Genomic DNA, 15,451 nt, shown 5'->3' with positions numbered 1-15,451 from the left:
CGATCGAGTGAATTTCCTCCATTTGCCACGGGTTCCACCTGACAAAGGGGCTACCTACCGGTAGCGTATTTCACGTGAATGATATGCAAAATGACCCACAGGCGTTGGCGGCACAGGCCGCCCAGGTAATTGCCGAGCAAACTAATGTCGAAAAGCACGACATTGCTCTGGTCCTCGGCTCCGGCTGGGGCGAAGCCGCTGAGCTAATTGGCGAGCGAACCCACACACTCGATGCCACCACCATCCCTGGCTTCCACGCTGCGGCGGTACCTGGCCACCGCGGCACTATTTCCTCGATTCTGACCGAATCGGGCAAGCGCATTCTCGTACTTGGCGCGCGCACCCACTACTACGAGGGACGCGGTGTGCGTTCGGTAGTGCACCCTATCCGTACCGCAGCTGCCGCCGGTTGCACCCAACTGGTGCTGACCAACGGTTGCGGTGGGCTGAACCCGAATTGGACCCCGGGCACCCCGGTCCTGATCTCAGATCACATCAACCTCACGGCGACTTCTCCGTTGGAAGGCGCCACATTTGTGGATCTAACCGACCTATATTCTTCGCGTCTACGCGAGGTGGCTCGTGAAGTTGACCCAACTCTGGACGAGGGCGTCTACGCACAGTTCACCGGCCCACATTACGAAACCCCGGCAGAGGTGCAGTATGCCAAAACCATTGGCGCCGATCTGGTAGGCATGTCCACCGCGTTGGAAGCCATTGCTGCCCGCCACGCTGGAATGGAAATTTTCGGTATTTCTTTGGTCACTAATTTGGCTGCCGGTATTAGCCCCATCCCGCTAAGCCATGAAGAGGTCATTGAAGCCGGTCAGACCGCCGGGCCACGCATCTCCAAACTACTGGCACAAATCATCGCCCGCCTCTAGGCGAGAAACACTTTCACCTGTAGAGCCAAGGAAAACGATGAATCAAACCGAGAAAAACCAACTCCTCGCGCAGGCAGCCGACTGGGCCGCTCAGGATCCTGATCCGGCCACCGCTCAAGAGCTTCGTGCACTGATCTCCACCGTTGAGTCCGGCGATGGACCTGCCCTGGAAGATCTAGCCGATCGTTTCAGCGGAGTACTCGAATTCGGTACCGCCGGGTTGCGAGCCGAGCTTGGTGCCGGCCCAATGCGGATGAACCGGGTAGTGGTGATGCGCACCGCCGCCGGAATCTCCCGCTTTTTGTCCGAGCGTGCCGCCGGGGAGTACACCCCTAAGGTGGTGATCGGTTTTGACGCACGTTATAACTCGGATGTGTTCGCCACGGATTCGGCTGCGGTGTTTACCGCGGCCGGATTTGAGGTTTTGCTGATGCCCTCGGCTCTGCCAACACCCGTATTGGCGTGGGCAGTGCGCACCTTTGGAGCCGAAGCCGGCGTCATGGTCACTGCCAGCCACAATCCGCCGCGTGATAACGGTTATAAGGTCTACGTCGGAGGAAAGGTCGCCGACGAGGTGGGCCGCGGCGCACAGATCGTCTCCCCCATCGACGCACAGATCGCCGCGTTGATCGATGCAGATCAACCCGTAGCGGACATTAAACGCGTCGACTCGGGCTGGACGGTACTGCCGGGGGCCGCAGAGGATGGCGACATCGAAGCGTCCTACCTCGATTCAATCGGCAACGTCATTCCGCGCGCCGATGGTTCGCTTGCCGCCGCGCGAAAGAACTTGAAGGTGGTAGTCACCGCGATGCACGGCGTCGGCGGGCACACCATGCGTTTAGCACTGCTCAACTCCGGGTTCAGCGACGTACATATGGTCCCGGAGCAGGAACATCCGGATCCAGATTTCCCGACCGTGAAGTTCCCTAACCCAGAGGAGCCAGGGGCCATTGACTTGTCCCTTGAACTAGCTCGGAAGCTCGGAGCGGATCTGGTCATCGCTAATGACCCGGATGCAGATCGTTGTGCCGCAGCCATTCACGACGGTAGCGCTTGGCGGATGTTGCGCGGCGACGAGGTCGGATGGTTGCTTGGAGACCAGCTTTCGCGCATCCTCCCGGCCGAGCAGAAGTTGGCAAATTCCATCGTTTCGTCTCGCATGTTGGCGGCTATCGCCAAGGACAGCGGAAGAGAACATGAGGAAACGCTCACCGGATTTAAATGGATCGCGCGCGTGGAAAACCTCGGGTTCGGCTACGAAGAAGCGTTGGGCTACGCGGTGGCCCCTTCGTTGGTGCGTGATAAGGACGGCATGTCCGCGGCGTTAGTTCTCGCAGATCTTGCGGCGGAGCTGAAGGCTGGCTCAAACAGTATCCAGGGCAGGTTAGACGAGCTCGCGGCAAAACACGGCGTACATGTCACTGACCAGCTCTCGATGCGCTTCACCGACCTGTCGCAGATCCCGGTACTGATGGAAAAGATCCGTACTCAGGCTCCGGCGCAGCTTGCCGGAGCGGAAGTTACCGAGGTCACCGACCTTTCTCAAGGCACCGAGAAGCTGCCTGCCACCAACGCCATGGTGCTACACACCTTCACCGGCGCACGCGTTATTGTGCGCCCCTCGGGAACCGAACCAAAACTGAAATGCTACCTGGAAACCGTGGAGCACGCCGAGGATCTGGCCGACGTTCCGGCGGCTCGCGCACGGGCCACGGCGCAGTGCCAAGCGATCAAGACTGAACTTGAAGCATTCCTCACAAACTAATCCGAACCTACGAACGAACAAAAGAGGATCACGATGTCCGAATTAAGTGCTCGCGAAATCGCTGGCTACATTGACCACACCCTGCTAGCGCAGAATGCCTCCCGCGAACAGATCATCACGATCTGCGAAGAGGCGAAGAAGTACGAATTTAAATCAGTCTGCGTCAACCCACTGTGGGTATCAACGGTCTCGCGCGAACTGGCAGAGTCCAACGTGTTGACTTGTTCGGTCATTGGATTCCCACTGGGCACCTCCACCACCGCAACCAAGGTCTTTGAAACCCGCACCGCGGTATCCGACGGAGCCGACGAAATCGACATGGTCATCGATGTGGCCGCAGCGCTGCGCGGAGATCGTGATTCCCTGGTCAACGAGATCTTCGCCATTGCACAGGCAGCCCATGAGGGTGGCGCAATCTTGAAGGTCATCATCGAAACCTGCCTGCTCACCGACGAGGCAAAGGTGCTGGCTTGCGAGGCAGCGAAGGCCGCCGGAGCCGATTTTGTGAAGACTTCAACCGGATTCTCTACCGGTGGCGCGACCGTTGAAGATGTCGCGTTGATGCGTCAAACCGTTGGCCCAGATCTCGGAGTGAAGGCCTCGGGCGGTGTGCGCAGCGTCGAAACCGCGCGGGCAATGATTGCTGCCGGCGCAACACGTCTCGGTTCTAGCTCAGGAGTTGCTATCCTAGAGGGAGAGCAAAGCGGATCCGCTTACTAAGATCCCGCACCCATTCGTTTCCTCAAGGAGAAAAAGTGTACTCGAACGGCAAGAACACCGCCCACTCAGGTGAAGGTCGCCTCGTTGGCAACATCGTTAATACCCTAATCTTCACGGTGATGTTCGCAGCCGGTCTTTACGCCCTGTCTTACTGGACGTTGGAGACCGCTTGGTGGCCAACCATTGCATGCTTCGCGCTGTGCTTCTTGGCCTTTGCGATTCCAATGCACCTGATGGGTCGCGCGGACTCTATCGAAGAGGCAGCCGCAGCAAACGCTGCCCTGTAATTTACGCTTGAACATTGTGGGGAGGCCGAGAGGCCTCCCCACAATTCGTTAACCGGGCGTTCTGCCCTTGCCCGAGATTATTACGCGCACTAGCCTCGACTTATGATCCGCACCTTCAATGAACAGATCGAAGCCTTCTGGCGCAGCGCCAAGGGGAAAAGCTCGCAGAAGCTACGCGAAGAACTCGATGAACTACTCGCTCAGCGGCCAGCCGGCGACGCAGTGGTACTTTTTGAGCAAGCCTCACTCCACGACTATCTCGGCGAAGAAGCCCAAGCGGTGGAACCCTACCGGGCGGCGATAGCCACCGGCCTTGATCCAGAAAAACTGGACGAAGCGCGTATTCAACTAGCCAGCACGCTACGCAACTTAGGCGAAACCGGCCAGGCCGTGCAACTGTTGCAATTGATCCAGGCATCAAGCCACGTGTACCGCGATGCTCAGGCGTTCCTTGCGCTCGCCCTACACGACGCGGGAGATCACCAGGAGGCACTGCGTGTAGCTTTACAGACGCTGGCGCCCACCCTCAGCCTTTATGGACGCCCGGTACATGACTACGCCAAGGAACTGGCGGGCACCATTTAATCGGCACCCGCCACCGGCTACTTAGCGTTGCCCTGCACCGCCGGAGCAGGTTCGAAGATCCCGTAGAGCAGACGCTCGGCCCATTCAAGGATTGCTTCGTCCGCTAGGTCCTTTCCACCCACAGGAGAGGTGCGCGGCTTCGGAATGAAGATCGCGTTGAGCGCAGGCTTGTTGACGGAGCCCGGGTAGAGACGCTCCAAACGAACCTGACGGCTGGCCGGAAGATCCTCAATCTTCGCCGGGGACACCTTGATATGGTTACCGATCTGCTGAATATCACGCAACCCCAAGGCCCTGGCACGCACGCGTAACGCCGCCACCCGCATCAGATTCTCTACCGGCTGCGGAAGCTTGCCGTAGCGATCTTCGAGTTCTTCTTGGACCTCGGCCAGCGCCTCCGTACTTTCGGCGGCGGCAATATTTCGGTAGGCTTCTAACCGCAAGCGTTCGCCAGGCACGTACTCGTGCGGCAGGTGAGCATTCACCGGGAGCTCAATCTTCATCTCGGTGGCTTCTTCTTCGCCCTCACCCTTAAAGTCTGCGACGGCCTCGCCGACAAGACGCAGGTACAAGTCGAAGCCAACCCCGGCGATATGCCCGGACTGTTCGCCACCGAGCATATTGCCCGCCCCACGCAACTCCAGATCCTTCATGGCCAGCTGGTAGCCGGAGCCTAGTTCGTTGTGCGCCGCGACGGCTTTCAACCGTTCCAACGCTACCTCCCCCAATGGCTTCTCCACGTCCCAGAGGAAGTAGGCGTAGGCACGCTCGCGGGCACGTCCCACACGGCCGCGCAACTGATGCAGCTGGGACAAGCCATAGTTATTCGCCCGGTCCACAATCAACGTGTTGGCGTTAGAAATATCCAGCCCGGTCTCGATGATGGTGGTGGACACCAGCACGTCAAATTTCTTCTCCCAGAAATCCTGGATGATCCGTTCCAACCGTGTTTCGCTCATTTTGCCGTGAGCCACCTCAACGCGTGCCTCGGGAACCAGCTCGCGCAGTTCGGCGGCAACACGGTCGATGGACGATACCCGGTTGTGCACAAAGAACACCTGGCCATCACGCATCAGCTCGCGCTTAATAGCCGCAGAAATCTGCTTGTCGCTACGTGGCCCGACGAAGGTGAGCACCGGATGGCGTTCTTCGGGCGGGGTGGCAAGCGTGGAGGTTTCACGGATGCCGGTAAGGCTCATTTCTAGGGTGCGCGGAATCGGGGTGGCGCTCATGGCCAACACGTCCACGTTGGTGCGCATCTTTTTCAGCTCTTCCTTGTGCTCTACACCGAAGCGCTGTTCCTCATCGATAATCACCAACCCAAGGTTCTTAAACTGCACGGTCTTGGACAGCAACCGGTGGGTACCGATGACGATGTCTACCGAACCGTCCTTAAGTCCGGCAAGGATTTCCTTGGATTCCTTGGCGGTTTGGAAACGTGAAAGAGTGCGTACGCGCAGTGGGAAACCCGAGTACCTTTCAGTGAATGTTTGGTGGTGCTGTGAGGCAAGCAGCGTGGTGGGTACCAAGATGGCAACCTGTTTTGAATCCTGTACTGCCTTAAACGCCGCACGCACCGCAATTTCGGTTTTGCCGAAGCCGACGTCGCCGGAGATGAGCCGGTCCATCGGGACCTCGCGTTCCATATCCTGCTTAACTTCATTAATAGCCGTCAGCTGGTCCGGGGTTTCGACATAGGCGAAAGCTTCTTCCAGCTCGTTCTGCCACGGGGTGTCCGGACCAAAGGCGTGACCACGGCTGGCCATACGCGCCGAATACAGCTTGATCAGATCCCCTGCGATCTCCTTGACCGCCTTGCGCGCCTTGGACTTAGTGCTCGCCCAATCTGAACCACCCATCTTGGACATGCTCGGGGCTTCACCACCCACATATCGGGTAATGAGATCCAGCTGTTCCATGGGGACAAAGAGTCGGTCCCCCGGTGCCCCACGTTTGGACGGCGCGTATTCCACCACCAGGTATTCGCGCTTTGAATCCTTGGACGAACCTGAGACCTTACGGGCGACCAATTCCACGAACTTACCGATACCGTGCTGTTCATGCACGATGTAGTCCCCGGTCTGCAACGACAGCGGGTCCACGGCGTTACGCTTGCGCTTGGCACTGAGCTTACGGGTTTTACGGTTTCCGTAGGCACTGGAGCGGCCTAGCAGGTCGGCCTCGGTGAGCAACCCAAATTTCAGTGCTTCGAAGACGAACCCGCGTCCGGCGGTCGCCTGGGTGATTTCGATCAGGCCGGCGGTGGGGGCTTCAGTGAGCAGTTCTACCCGGTGCGCAGGGATCTGGTATTCCTGGAATAGCTCGGAGAGCCGGGCCGCCGGGCCTGGACCTTCGGTGGCAACAACAATCCGCCATTGGTCTTTGATGCGGCCGGAGATGAATTCCATCATCGCCTCGACATCACCTTGGTAACCGCGCGGTTCGCGTGCCTCGACGCGGATTATTGCCGCGCCCAGGTCCAGATCCTCATCGGCACCCAATGAGGTTAATGACCACCAGGAGACCTGCGCGTTTTTGGCATTTTCCACTGTTTGCGCAAGTGACGCAAAATCACCGGATGCGAGCTTGCGCCCCGACTCGGCGGTACTTAAATCTAAAGGCGCGGCAGCCCCATCGGAAGCCGAAGCCCAGGCGGCGGCGAGGAACTCGGCGTTAGTCTCATTGAGGTCGTGGGCACGGGTGCGCACGCGCTCGGGTTCCATTACCAAGGCAATGGAGGACTGTGGAAGTAATGACAGCAGTGGGACCATTTCATCGACCAGCAGCGGGGCCAACGATTCCATTCCCTCTACCGCGATACCGCCGGCAATTTTAGTGAGCATCTCGGTGGCCGCTGGGAAATGTGCTTTTAGGTTTGCCGCACGGCCCATCACCTGTGGGGTGATCAGCATTTCACGGCAGGGGGTAGCAATAATTTTTGTTGGGCCCGCGCCATCTAGCGAACGTTGATCAGCGATAGAGAAGTAGCGCATGGAGTCGATTTGTTCACCGAAGAAATCGATACGTATCGGATGCTCGAGCGTCGGCGGGAACACATCGATAATGCCACCGCGTACGGCAAATTCGCCACGGTGGGTCACCATATCCACGCGTGCATAGGCGGCCGCCGCCAAATCCCGGATGACTTTTTCGAAACCCGGCTCGGCGTCTAGTTCCAGCAGCACCGGACGCAGCTGGCCGAGTCCGGCCACCAAGGGCTGGAGTACGGCGCGAATGGGGGCGATGATGACCTTCAGGTCCGGGTCTTGATCGTTGAGCCTACGTAAAACCTCCAATCGACGTCCCACCGTATCGCTGCGTGGTGAGAGCCTTTCATGCGGCAAAGTCTCCCAGGAGGGGAACTCGGCGATCTGAGATTGTGGCATATAGGCGCTCAGTGAGGCCGACACTTCTTCTGCTTCGCGTCCCGTGGCCGTGACAATGAGCATCACCGCGTGGTTGTTCCCCGCGATAAGTCCTTCGGTTGCGTGCGCCCCAAGAATGGCGCGCATGCCCTGCGGCGCAGCAATCTCTAATTCTTCGCTACGCATTGCGAAGGGTTGGGAGGCGCTTTGCTGGATTCGCCTAAATGACGGTTCCTCGCGCAGGAAGTCATGAAGTCCGGATAGGCTCATGTTGCAAAAGTTCCTCTCACTGAAGGCAAAACAGCTACGTGGCGCACCACAAACAGCAACCGCAAAATCTTTCCGCGGTCGGCGCAATGCCAATATGTTGTTTTATGTTGCCTTCCTAGCCTACCTAACCGGTGAGAGCAGATAGGGTTAATACCGACCAGAAACGGCACGGAACCTAAGTATGTTCCGCACGACCGCCGAACCTTTTTAGATTGGGATTCGCATTCATGGCATTGAACGCAAGCACGCAGATCGCCCACCGCGCGGACCAGGTCATTGCGACCCTAGCCGACCGTGGTTTCGCCGAGCACCTCACCTCGCTCGCCAAGGGCAGCTTAAGCAGCTTCACCGTGGACGGTGACACCGCAGGGGCATTTACCCTGACCACGGTCCGTGCGCTACCCACCGACCGCGTACCAGACTTCGCCCGCAAGTTTGTTGGTGCCTCCATCGACGTCACGCAGGTTGAGCAGTGGAGCGCACCGGATGCTGCAGGAAACCGTTCGGCGACAGTGAAGATCACCGTGGCAGGTGTCCCGGTGACTGTTTCCGGAACTGAATCTTTAAAAGCGGCAGGCGAGAGCACCAACTTCGCAATTGATGCGAAAGTTTCTTCGTCGATTCCCTTCATTGGCGGCAAAATTGCTTCGGCAGCCGAGCCCTACCTGGGCAAGGCACTGAACATGCAGGCCGCACAGGTCAACGAATGGCTTTCTAAGTAAGCAAGCCGTAGTTCAGCACAAATTCCCGGGACAGTGTGAAGATGCACTGGCCCGGGATTTGTGGTTCCAACCACTTTTCACGTTAGGGTGGAACTTAGGTGTGCCGGGAAGTCTGGTCGGCGAACAATTTGTCATTTAACGAAGTAAGCGAGTTTAGCTATGACTCAAACGCCATCTTCGGGTTCGCCAAAGAACCTGTTTTCGCGCCCAAGTTACAAAGAATCTGTGCGTATCGGAGATATCCTACGCAAAGAAACAGTCGGCGGCATGGTTCTCATTGCCGGTGCAATCCTGGCCCTGATCTGGGCCAACACTCCAATGCGAGATTCTTATTTTGCGTTGCGTGATTTCCACTTCGGACCCACCTTATTCGGTGTGGATCTGAATCTCTCCATCGGCCACTGGGCCGCGGACGCCCTCTTAGCAGTGTTCTTCTTCCTGACCGGTTTGGAGTTGAAGAAAGAATTCGCCATTGGCGACCTGCACAACATCAAAACCGCTGCCGTTCCAGTGGCCGCTGCCTTTGGCGGTGTTTTAGTTCCGGCACTGATCTTCGTGGCCATTGCCGCCGGGTCCGGCGGAGGCACCGAGCTACTTCGTGGCTGGGCTATTCCCACGGCAACGGATATTGCCTTTGCCGTCGCGGTCCTCGCGGTAATCGGTTCGGCGCTACCAGCCTCCCTGCGTATTTTCCTGCTGACTCTCGCCGTGGTCGATGACCTGATCGCGATCGTCATTATCGCCTTTGTTTTCACCGATGACCTGAAATTTGAATACCTCGGGCTGGCCATCATTCCGATTATTCTCTTCACGATTCTTGCCCGTTACCTTGGCAAGTTCTTCGCAAAGCGAGCCTGGGCCGCATGGCTGATCCTGTTGCCGCTGGGCATTTTGACCTGGATCTTCGTCTTTGGTTCGGGTATTCACGCAACAATTGCCGGTGTAGTTTTGGGCTTCTGTGTGCCGGTGAAACGCACCGATGGTCGCGAAGGAATAGGTCTAGCCGAACGCTTTGAACACCGATTCCGACCATTGTCCTCGGGCTTCTGTATCCCCATCTTCGCCTTCTTCGCCGCCGGAGTCACCGTCATTTCTCCCGACAAGGGCAGCGGAGGGTTACTAACAGATCCAGTCTTCTGGGGAATTGTCTTGGGCCTGATCTTCGGCAAGCCGATAGGCATCATGGGCTCTACCTGGCTCTTGACCAAGTTCACTAAGGCTTCGTTGGATAAGGACGCACGATGGGGTGACCTCTTCGGGGTGACGCTGCTGGCCGGTATCGGTTTCACCGTCTCGTTGTTGGTCTCCGAGCTATCATTCGGCTTGGAGTCGGCGCATTACGAGCATGCGAAGGTCGCGATTTTGGCCGGTTCATTTTTAGCCGCGATCCTAGGTGCCATCTGGTTGGTTCCACGTAACCGCCGCTATAAGGAGATCGCCGCGCGAGAATCGCGTGATGATGACCAAGACGGCATTCCTGATGTTTATCAGTCGGACGACAAATAACCCACTGACTACGAAAACGGCTTGGGCCTTCACACAAGTGAAGGCCCAAGCCGTTTTATTCTAAATACTAAGTTGCTAGGTCTTGGCCTGTTTAGGCGCTTGCACCGAGCATAGCGGCCTCTGCCGCAACCCAAGCGAGCATTGCGCACTTGACTCGTGCAGGGAATTTAGAGACCCCCACAAAGGCCGCAGCGTCTTCGAGCACCTCTTCATCGGGCACCATGGCCCCACGCGAACGCATCATTTCACGGAAGACTTCCAGCTTGTCCAAAAACTCGTCTTTGGTAAGTTCCGGAAGCATCTCGCTGAGCACCGAGGCGGAAGCCATAGAGATCGAACAGCCGTCGCCTTCCCAACTCATCGCGGTGAAATGATCATTTTCGCCGACTGCCACCCGGACTCGAATCTGGTCACCGCAGATTGGGTTGTGCTGGTGCGATTCACCATGCAGCTCACCGGCGGCAGGGTCCACCAGAGGTGACCCAATGCGCCTCTTGGCGTGATCGAGAATTACTTGCTGGTACAGCTGATCTAATTCATTCATTTAGACTCCAAAGTATTCACGCACGGAGGCAACTGCCTCGATCAGTGCAGTAATGTCTTGCTCGGTGTTGTAAAGGTAGGTGCTCGCACGAGTTGTAGCCGAAACGCCTAAGGCTCGGTGCAACGGCTGGGCGCAATGGTGTCCCACACGCACCGCGATACCGCGCGAATCCAGGTATTGCCCCACATCATGCGGGTGCACTCCGATCACTTCAAAAGGCACCGTGCCAATACGTGCAATGTCTGAGGGTCCAAAAACGCGGACCCCCTCGATGTTGGAGAGTCCTTCAAAGAGCATCGCGCCGAGGTGTTCTTCCCAGCTGGCAATGCGATCCATGCCGACCTCATCCAGGTAGCTGGCGGCGGTAGCCAATCCGTGAGCCTGTGCCACACGCTGGGTTCCTGCTTCGAAACGCTGCGGAGAGGGGAGGAATTCTGCATGTTCCATATCAACGACGGTGATCATCGAACCACCGGTGAGGAACGGTGGCATAGCGTCCAACAGTTCAGCACGGCCATACAAGGCGCCGATGCCTGTGGGGCCTAGCATCTTGTGACCGGAGAACGCCATGAAGTCTACGTCCAAAGATTTCACATCGATCGGCATATGCGGGACCGACTGGCACCCGTCCAATACAGTCAATGCGCCGACCGCTTTAGCGGCGGAAACAAATCGTGCTACATCGGTGATGGTGCCCAAAACGTTCGATACGTGGGTGAAGGCCACCAACTTAGTCCTGCTGTTAATTAGTTCATCAAGCATCTCGTAGCGTAGTGCGCCCTGTTCATCGACCGGGACGTAACGCAGCGTTGCTCCGGTGCGAAAAGCCAGTTCCTGCCAGGGGATGAGGTTTGCGTGGTGTTCAAGTTCGGTGACTAAAATTTCATCGCCAGCCCCCAAACGGAAGCGTTGCGCTTCGTCCCCACCGCGGCCGAGCGACGCGTTGGACATGGAGTACGAGATGAGATTTAACGCTTCGGTGGCGTTGGAGGTCCACACCAGTTCATTGCTGCGCGCACCGATGAACTTCGCTACCGTTTCACGGGCCTGTTCAAAAATATCGGTGGCTTCCACCGCAAGGCTATGAGCCCCACGATGCACCGCAGAGTTGGCATTCTCGTAGTAGTGCTGTTCGGCTTCGTAAACACAACGAGGCTTTTGGCTCGTCGCTCCAGAATCCAGATATACGAGATCCGTGCCGTTGACTTGGTGCTCCAGGATTTCGAAGTCTGCTTTGATGCGCTCAACCTCTGAAAGAGAGAGCGCCTCGGTTGCTTCTGGGTGACCGATTACCGTGTGCACTTGGTCCTCCGAGGTGATGGATATGATTTGCCCGCTCAGATTTAGCGATTAGGCAATGGGTACATTAGCTAATTATTCCACTCTAGATCCCGAATCTCATCTAAGTTAGGCCTTAGTAAGCAATGCCTCATCCAAAAAGAACAGCGCCCGGTGCACTGCCCACTAGGGGAAGTGCACGGGCGCTGTGTCTAAGTTAACTTTACGAAGTGTGAAATTTGCCCTGTGCGGTTTCTAAACCGGAGGAAATCAACAGTTCGACGGCGTCAGCCGAATTATCGATCAGGAAAGGCAAATTTTGTTTCTCTAATTTGGAGAAGTCTTGTAATACCCAGTCGGCAGTATCCATACGACCGGTAGGCCGTCCAACACCTGCGCGAACTCGCAAGTAGTCTTTAGAGCCCATGGCTTTAGAGATATCGCGCAGTCCGTTGTGGCCGCTTTCTCCCCCGCCTCGCTTGAGCTTGACGGTGTCAAAAGCAATGTCGATTTCATCGTGCACCACGATCAAATTCTCGACACCGATGCCGAAAAATTTTGCAAGATTCGCAACCGGGCCACCGGAAAGGTTCATGTAGGTCATAGGTTTGGCCAGCACCACACGTGGTCCACCAACGTTTATTCGTCCCTGAATGATCTGGGCACGCGATGGATGCGTCTTAAATTTCGACCCGACGCGTTTGGCCAATTCGTCGAGCACCATCTGCCCGACATTGTGTCTATTGCCAGCGTAGCCGGGCCCAGGATTCCCGAGCCCGGCTACCAGCCAAGTATCACTACTCATATGTTTTAGCTACTAAAAGCTGTATTCGCTCCGAAGACCGAACTTACGCAGCGATCAGTAGGTCCATGTGATCAACGGTGCGGTTGATTGCGTGGATCTGGATGTCCTTGATGGAGGTCTTAACTTCCTTGCCATCGATGTTCAGAACCAGCTGAACGCCGCGGTCACGGATAGCCAAGGTGGTCTCGTGGATTGGCAGCAAGATGTGCTGTGGCTCGGAGCCTGCACCGTAGATTACTGCTGGGATCAGGCCGTCGCGACGAGCCTGACGGGCTGCGCCCTTGCCGAAATCGGAACGAACTACGGCGTCAAGGTTGACAGATGCCATGATGAATCTCCTTATAGTGATTGAATGCTTCTTTTTACGCCCTGCGTGGACCTGGGAAGCATCCATCATCTGGAGATGAAAGAGCTTTTCCGGCCTTGTCGATAACGGTCACATCAAAAATGATGATTCCCTCGCCTGAGCACAAGTAGAAATTCTACCAGCAAGCGGGCGAGAGTAAAAAATCTGTACCCTACGCCACAACCCTGAAAGACCCCGGCGGCGTTAGCAACAATGCCCGGTAGTGTGGCACGAAAGATCATTCTTCGGTGGCGTCAAGCCATCCGATATAAAGGAGTACAAATGAGCGTCAAACAACCAGCGATGTCACCGTCCGAAATGCCCGTTGCCGAGGTACTCTCCCGTGCCCCGGGCACACGTCGTGACGAAGCCGAGCAGCTACTGGCACTCTTCCAGGAAATCACTGGCTTACCCCCGGTCGTCTGGGCGGAGCGCATCATCGGCTTCGGTGACTACGAATACCGTTACGACAGCGGACATAGTGGACACGCCCCGTTGATGGCGTTTGCGCCAGGCTCTGCAAAACACACTATTTATCTGCAAAGTGATTTCGCGGTAAAATGGCCCGAGCTTCTTGGCGCGCTTGGCCCGCACAAGGCCAGCAAAGCATGCCTTTATCTAGGCCGCTTGTCCAAAGTTAATCTGGAAGCACTGCGCGAGCTACTGGCGGCTTCCTACGCCTTGGCCCTCACCGAAGCCGGTCAGTAACTTACTTGTGGTGGCGCATTAGCCAAAACGGGGAGATCAGATGAACGCTAGTCTGCATACGGTCGCTATTGGCGGTTTGAGCCGGAGCGCACTGAAATCTAAATTACGCGACCGAGGAATTCAGCTTAACGACTTTGCCAACCAGTTAGTGCAGCATCCGGTATTCAATAACGTGCAAGCTCCGATAGTGAAGCACTTTGCCATCCGCAGGCTCGCGGATCTGGGCTTGAACGACGGAGCATCCTTGTCTGAGGTTTTTTCTGCCGCACAACGCCAACAGCTGAGTTTGTGCCCGGTAACCGCGGGGCCATATTTACGCCTGGCCTATACGAACCAGCCCATGTCTAAGCACAGCGTGCTCAACGTTGGGAAAGCTCCGAATAGCTCGCTCACGGTAGCTTCTGTGGCACTAGGCGACGATGAATTCCCCAAAGGATTTTATCTTCGTACAGTCGATGACCAACAGTGGCTACGCGGTTACCGATGCACCGACGAACACCTTTTCTCCGCCGACGACCATTTTATTTTTGTCGCAGGCAGTTAGCCCGATCATCACGGAATGACCGCCGGGAATCAGTGTTTTCAGAATCCCGTTAAATGACCAATGGCCGGCACCCGAAGGTGCCGGCCATTAGCTTGCGAAACGAGAACTACTAGGCGCGACCGTCGAATAGGTTCGTGACAGAACCCTCGTGGAAGACCTCGGAGATGGCGCGTGCCAACATCGGAGCGATCGAAAGAACCGTGAGGTTTGCGAAGCGCTTCTCTTCTGGGATTGGCAGGGTATTGGTGACCACAACTTCGGTGGCACCGCACTCGGCCAGACGCTGCGCGGCAGGGTCTGAGAAGACTGCGTGAGTCGCCGCGATGATGACATCCTTCGCGCCGGCTTCCTTCAACACGCGCACTGCGCCTGCAATGGTTCCACCGGTGTCGATCATGTCATCGATCAGTACCGCGGTACGGCCGGCAACCTGGCCTACTACGGTCTTGGACTCGGCCATATTAGGCACGGTCAAGTCACGGGACTTGTGCACGAATGCTAGTGGGGCGCCGCCGAGGCGTTCGGCCCACTGCTCAGCCACACGCACACGACCGGTGTCTGGTGAGACCACGGTGATTGGGTCATCGCCGACACGGTCACGGATGTAGTCCGCCAACAGTGGGAAGGCGAATAGGTGGTCCACCGGACCATCAAAGAAGCCCTGGATCTGCGCGGTGTGCAGATCGCAAGAAATAATACGGTCGGCACCAGCGGTCTTGAACAGGTCCGCTACCAGACGAGCCGAGATTGGCTCGCGGCCACGGCCCTTCTTGTCCTGACGAGCGTATGGGTAGAACGGTGCAACCACGGTGATACGACGCGCCGAGGCACGCTTCATCGAATCAATCATGATCAGCTGTTCCATCAGCCAATTGTTTAGTGGGGCTGGGTAGGACTGCAACAAGAAGACTTCCTTGCCACGTACCGACTCGTCCGAACGCACATAGATCTCGCCGTTAGCGAAGTCGTAGGCGTTCAGCGGGAGCAGTTCGGTGTCCAGTTCCTTAGCAACTTCTGCTGCTAGTTCCGGGTGTGCCCGGCCGGTGGCCAGGACCAGCTTTTTATCGACATTATGGCTGATTTCACTCATGGGGTTTGCTTTCTCGCTCGCTTCGCTAG

Annotated in this window: 15 protein-coding genes; 9 read left to right on the top strand and 6 right to left on the bottom strand. The window is 56.9% G+C overall.

Annotation, left to right across the window (positions count from 1 at the left end; all coding sequences use genetic code 11):
- Positions 1-83 precede the first annotated feature (83 nt).
- From IEX04_RS06025 to IEX04_RS06005, 5 genes are all read left to right on the top strand, one after another.
- A complete protein-coding gene (locus IEX04_RS06025) occupies positions 84-884 on the top strand; it encodes a purine-nucleoside phosphorylase (RefSeq protein WP_096256659.1) in 801 nt (266 codons plus the stop codon).
- A gap of 37 nt (positions 885-921) precedes the next feature.
- Entirely contained in the window at positions 922-2,652 is a 1,731-nt protein-coding gene (locus IEX04_RS06020) for a phospho-sugar mutase (RefSeq protein WP_188684438.1), read from the top strand.
- Between the two features lie 33 nt (positions 2,653-2,685).
- Positions 2,686-3,372 (top strand): deoxyribose-phosphate aldolase, encoded by a 687-nt coding sequence (gene deoC, locus IEX04_RS06015; RefSeq protein ID WP_096256657.1) that lies wholly within the window; start codon positions 2,686-2,688, stop codon positions 3,370-3,372.
- A gap of 35 nt (positions 3,373-3,407) precedes the next feature.
- Positions 3,408-3,659, top strand: a complete 252-nt coding sequence (locus tag IEX04_RS06010) for a hypothetical protein (RefSeq protein WP_096256656.1) — start codon at positions 3,408-3,410, stop codon at positions 3,657-3,659.
- A 102-nt stretch (positions 3,660-3,761) separates the two neighbouring features.
- Positions 3,762-4,244 (top strand): tetratricopeptide repeat protein, encoded by a 483-nt coding sequence (locus tag IEX04_RS06005; protein WP_188684436.1) that lies wholly within the window; start codon positions 3,762-3,764, stop codon positions 4,242-4,244.
- A gap of 17 nt (positions 4,245-4,261) precedes the next feature.
- Here IEX04_RS06005 and mfd read toward each other — a convergent pair whose 3' ends face one another.
- Complete coding sequence (mfd, locus tag IEX04_RS06000) at positions 4,262-7,879, bottom strand: transcription-repair coupling factor (RefSeq protein ID WP_096256654.1); 3,618 nt, start codon at positions 7,877-7,879, stop codon at positions 4,262-4,264.
- Between the two features lie 227 nt (positions 7,880-8,106).
- Here mfd and IEX04_RS05995 point away from each other — a divergent pair, with 227 nt between their 5' ends.
- Together IEX04_RS05995 and nhaA are read left to right on the top strand one after the other, a co-directional pair.
- Positions 8,107-8,601: a DUF2505 domain-containing protein gene (locus IEX04_RS05995; RefSeq protein WP_096256653.1), complete on the top strand. Its 495-nt coding sequence runs from the start codon at positions 8,107-8,109 to the stop codon at positions 8,599-8,601.
- 159 nt (positions 8,602-8,760) lie between these two features.
- Positions 8,761-10,107 carry a Na+/H+ antiporter NhaA gene (nhaA, locus tag IEX04_RS05990; RefSeq protein ID WP_096256652.1) on the top strand — a complete coding sequence of 449 codons (1,347 nt, stop codon included), beginning with the start codon at positions 8,761-8,763 and terminating at the stop codon, positions 10,105-10,107.
- Between the two features lie 91 nt (positions 10,108-10,198).
- Here nhaA and sufU read toward each other — a convergent pair whose 3' ends face one another.
- The 4 genes from sufU to IEX04_RS05970 all read right to left on the bottom strand — a co-directional run bounded on the left by sufU (position 10,199) and on the right by IEX04_RS05970 (position 13,062).
- Complete coding sequence (gene sufU / locus IEX04_RS05985) at positions 10,199-10,651, bottom strand: Fe-S cluster assembly sulfur transfer protein SufU (protein ID WP_096256651.1); 453 nt, start codon at positions 10,649-10,651, stop codon at positions 10,199-10,201.
- On the bottom strand, positions 10,652-11,953 hold the full coding sequence (locus IEX04_RS05980; protein WP_308422400.1) for a SufS family cysteine desulfurase: 1,302 nt from the start codon (positions 11,951-11,953) through the stop codon (positions 10,652-10,654).
- Positions 11,954-12,152: 199 nt separating this feature from the next.
- Positions 12,153-12,734 (bottom strand): aminoacyl-tRNA hydrolase, encoded by a 582-nt coding sequence (gene pth, locus IEX04_RS05975; protein WP_188684434.1) that lies wholly within the window; start codon positions 12,732-12,734, stop codon positions 12,153-12,155.
- A gap of 43 nt (positions 12,735-12,777) precedes the next feature.
- Entirely contained in the window at positions 12,778-13,062 is a 285-nt protein-coding gene (locus tag IEX04_RS05970) for a 50S ribosomal protein L25 (RefSeq protein ID WP_188684432.1), read from the bottom strand.
- A gap of 300 nt (positions 13,063-13,362) precedes the next feature.
- Here IEX04_RS05970 and IEX04_RS05965 point away from each other — a divergent pair, with 300 nt between their 5' ends.
- Together IEX04_RS05965 and IEX04_RS05960 are read left to right on the top strand one after the other, a co-directional pair.
- Complete coding sequence (locus IEX04_RS05965) at positions 13,363-13,788, top strand: DUF1801 domain-containing protein (RefSeq protein ID WP_096256648.1); 426 nt, start codon at positions 13,363-13,365, stop codon at positions 13,786-13,788.
- A 40-nt stretch (positions 13,789-13,828) separates the two neighbouring features.
- Positions 13,829-14,332 carry a hypothetical protein gene (locus IEX04_RS05960; RefSeq protein ID WP_188684431.1) on the top strand — a complete coding sequence of 168 codons (504 nt, stop codon included), beginning with the start codon at positions 13,829-13,831 and terminating at the stop codon, positions 14,330-14,332.
- A gap of 109 nt (positions 14,333-14,441) precedes the next feature.
- On the opposite strand, the gene IEX04_RS05955 is transcribed toward IEX04_RS05960, so the two are convergent.
- Complete coding sequence (locus IEX04_RS05955; protein ID WP_096256646.1) at positions 14,442-15,422, bottom strand: ribose-phosphate diphosphokinase; 981 nt, start codon at positions 15,420-15,422, stop codon at positions 14,442-14,444.
- Positions 15,423-15,451 lie beyond the last annotated feature (29 nt).

The organism is Glutamicibacter ardleyensis (assembly GCF_014644555.1).
Lineage (GTDB): Bacteria > Actinomycetota > Actinomycetes > Actinomycetales > Micrococcaceae > Glutamicibacter > Glutamicibacter bergerei.
Note: the sequence above shows the minus strand (reverse complement) of the source record. Positions and strands in the feature narration are given on the sequence as shown.